Source organism: Dactylosporangium siamense, assembly GCF_016862795.1.
Classification (GTDB): Bacteria; Actinomycetota; Actinomycetes; order Mycobacteriales; family Micromonosporaceae; genus Dactylosporangium; species Dactylosporangium siamense.
On sequence record NZ_BONQ01000232.1, the window covers coordinates 1 to 4,029 of the forward strand.

The window sequence follows — 4,029 nt, forward strand, 5'->3', positions numbered from 1 at the left end:
GCACCCGGCAGCGAACGACCGGAACTGGCCGACAGCTACACCGCGCCGCAGACGCCGACCGAGGAGTTGCTGGCCGGGATCTGGGGGGAGTTGCTCGGCATCGAGCGGGTCGGCGTCCGCGACAACTTCTTCGACCTCGGCGGCCACTCACTCCTCGCCACCCAGGTCGTGTCGCGTGTCCGGCTCGCGTTCAACGCGGAGATACCGGTCGCCGCGCTGTTCGACGCGCCCACGGTCGCGGGGCTGGCGGCAGTGGTTGACGCGGAGTCGGGCTCGGTGGCGCCGCCGATCGTGCCGGTCGACCGCGGCACGCGGCTGCCGCTGTCGTTCGCGCAGCAACGGTTGTGGTTCCTGCAGCAGCTGGAGCCGGAGTCGGTGGAGTACAACACGCCGATGGCTGTCCCGTTGGACGGTGACCTCGACGTCGAGCGGTTGGCGGATGCGCTGGCCGAATTGGTCCGCCGTCATGAGGTGCTGCGCACGCGGCTGGTCCCGGATGCTGACGGGGTGCCGTGGCAGGTGATCGACCCGGCGCCGGAGCGGTTCGAGCTGCCAGTGGTGGACGAGCCAGGTCCGGAGGAGGCGTTCGACCTGGCCGCCGGACCGCTGTTCCGGGCCACCCTCGTTCGCTTGGCCGAGGATCGGCACGTGCTGGTGATCGCGAAGCATCACGTGATCAGCGACGAGTGGTCCACCGGCATCCTGCTGCGCGAGTTCGCGGCGCTGTACGCGGGGGAGAAGCTGCCCGAGCTGCCGGTGCAGTACGCCGACTTCGCCGTCTGGCAGCGGCAGTGGCTGACCGGTGACGTGCTGGAGGCCCAGGTCGGCTATTGGCGGGACCGGTTGGCGGACGCCCCGACGCTTGAACTGCCGGCCGACCGGCCCCGGCCGCCGGTGCGCTCGACGGAGGGCGCGGCGATCGGCTTCGCGGTCCCGGCAGACGTGGTGGACGGTTTGCGGGCCGTGGCGCGCAACGCGGACGCGTCGATGTTCATGACAGTGCTGTCCGCGTTTGCTGTGCTCCTCTCCCGCTACACCGGCCAGGACGACATCCTGATCGGCACCCCGATCGCGAATAGAAACCGGGCCGAGATCGAGGGCCTGATCGGGTTCTTCGTCAACACCTTGGTCCTGCGCACGGAGCTGTCGGACGACCCGACGTTCGTCGAGCTGCTGGGCCGGGTGCGGGGCGAGACACTGCGCGCGTACGCGCACCAGGACCTGCCGTTCGAGCAGCTCGTCGACGAACTGGTGGTGGAGCGCGACCGCTCCCGCACACCGCTGTTCCAGGTGCTGTTCAACTACGCCACCGACGCGGCCGCGATCGAGGTGGGGACCGACCCGGAGCCGGTGCCGGTGAAGTTCGATCTGGCGCTCGCGATCGGTGAGGTCGACGGCGGTCTGGTGGGTTCGGTGCAGTACAGCACCGCCCTGTTCGACGCCGACCGGATGGTCCGGTTGATCGCCCACTTCCAGCGGCTCCTCGCCGCGGTCACGGCGGACGTGGCGGTGCCGGTGTCGCGGCTGCCGTTGCTGGATGCGGCCGAGGCGGTCGGGTTGGCCGCGTGGTCGGGCCGGGATCTGGACCTGCCTGGCTCGAGCGTGCTCGAGCTGATGCACCGCTGGCCGTCGGACGCGACGGCGGCGCGCTGCGGCGACGCGACGCTGACGTACGGCGAGCTGTGGTCGCGGGCCGGCGGCGTGGCGTCGTACCTGCGGTCGATCGGCGTCGGCCCGGAGTCGGTGGTCGGCCTCCGACTCGGGCGCGGCGTGGACATGCTGATCGCGATCCTGGGCACGTGGCTGGCGGGGGCGGCCTATCTGCCGCTGGACAGGGATCTGCCCCGGCAGCGCCAGGCGTTCATGGTCGAGGACGCAGGTGCGTCGGTGGTCCTGGACTCGATCGTCACCGCCGCCGCGGACGTCGAGGTTCCGCCGGTTCACCCGGATCAGGCCGCGTACGTGATCTACACGTCGGGTTCGACCGGCGTGCCGAAGGGCGTGGTGGTGTCCCACCGCGGCCTGGTGAACCTGGCGGTACAGCTGGCCGCGACCCTGGACATCAAGCCGGGTCGTTCGGTGCTGCAGTTCGCGTCGTTCTCGTTCGACGCGTCGGTCCTGGACGTGGTCGCAACCCTGACCCACGGCGGGACGCTGGTGATCGCGGAGCCGGGCGAACGCACGGATCCGGTGGCATTGCAGGCGTTGCTGACCCGCACCGGGGTGGGCTCGGCGAGCGTGGTCCCGTCGCTGCTGAGCCAGCTGGACCCGGCCGCGGTGCCCGGCGTGGACACGTGGGTGGTGGGTGCGGAGCGTCTGAGTGAGCAGTTGGCTGGTGTGTGGTCGGGTCGGGTGCGGCTGGTCAATACGTATGGTCCGACTGAGGCGACGGTGATGGCCACCACGATGCGGTGTGCGCCGGGTGAGGAGGGTGCGCCGTCGATCGGGGTGCCGTTGGGCAATGTGCGGGTGCAGGTGTTGGACCGGTCGTTGCGCCCGGTTCCGGTCGGGGTGCCGGGTGAGGTGTACATCGGCGGCGCCGGTGTGGCGCGGGGGTATGCGGGCCGGCCGGAGTTGACGGCGGAGCGGTTCGTTGCGGGTGAGGCCGGTGCTCGGTGGTACCGGACCGGTGATGTGGCGTGTTGGCGGCCGGACGGGACGTTGGAGTTCATCGGTCGTTCGGATGAGCAGGTGAAGGTGCGTGGCTTCCGGATCGAGCCGGCCGAGGTCGAGCATGCGCTGCGGTCGCACCCGGGTGTTTCCGACGCGGTGGTGATGGCGGACGGCGATCGGTTGGTGGCCTATGTGGTCGGCGATGTCGATGGGCTGGGCGCGTACCTGGGTGAGCGGTTGCCGCAGTACATGGTGCCGGGTGTGTTTGTGGAGCTGTCGTCGTTGCCGTTGAACCGGAACGGGAAGGTGGATCGCTCGGCGTTGCCGGCAGTCGAGGCGACCCGGCCGAGCGGGGTGTTCGTGGCGCCGGTGGGGCCGGTGCAGGAGGTGTTGGCCGGGATGTGGGCCGATCTGTTGGGTGTTGAGCGGGTCGGGGCGGTCGACAACTTCTTTGCGTTGGGTGGGCATTCGTTGTTGGCGACGCGGGTGGTGTCGCGTGTCCGGGCGTTGTTCGATGTCGAGATTCCGGTCGCGGTGGTGTTCGACTCGCCGACCGTTGTGGGGTTGGCGGCGGCGATCGAGGCTGCCGGGGTCCGGGTGACGGCGCCGCCGGTCGTGGCTGTGGACCGTGGCGGACCGCTGCCGTTGTCGTTTGCGCAGCAGCGGCTGTGGTTCCTGCATCAGCTGGCGCCGGAGTCGGTCGAGTACAACATGCCGATGCCGATCCCGCTGTCGGGAGGCGACCTGGATGTGGGTGCCCTCGGTGCGGCGTTGGCGGGTCTTGTGCGCCGGCATGAGGTGCTGCGTACGAGGTTGGTGCCGGATGCCGACGGCGTGCCGTGGCAGGTGATCGACCCGGCGCCCGAGCGGTTCGAGCTGCCGGTCGTGGACGTGCCTGCCCACGAGGTCGAGGCGTGGCTGGCGGCGGACGCCGCGATCCCGTTCGACCTCGCCGCGCGGCCGCCGCTGCGGGCCACGCTCGTGCGGGTCGCCGCGGACGAGCACGTGCTGGCGCTCGCGATGCACCACGTGGTCGGCGACGAGTGGTCGGCCGACATCCTGCAGAGCGAGCTGGAGGCGCTCTACTCGGGTGCGAGCCTGCCCGACCTCCCGGTCCAGTACGCCGACTACGCGATCTGGCAGCGCCAGTGGCTGACCGGCGAGATGCTCCAGACCCAGCTGGACTACTGGCGCGAGGCTCTGGCCGACGCGCCGACCCTGAACCTGCCGACAGATCACCCGAGGCCGCCGGTGCGCTCGTCCGAAGGCGCGGTGCTGCAGTTCGCAGTGCCGGCCGAGGTCGCGGACGGCTTGCGGGCAGCGTCGCGCGATGCCGGTGCGTCGATGTTCATGACGATGTTCGCCGCCTACACCGTCCTGCTGTCCGGGTATTCGGGTCAGGACGACATCGTGGTC

At 70.5% G+C, this 4,029-nt stretch carries 1 protein-coding gene; it reads left to right on the forward strand.

Annotated elements, in window-relative coordinates:
* On the forward strand, window positions 1–4,029 hold a 4,029-nt coding region (locus Dsi01nite_RS56625), incomplete at both ends, for a non-ribosomal peptide synthetase (protein ID WP_203854841.1).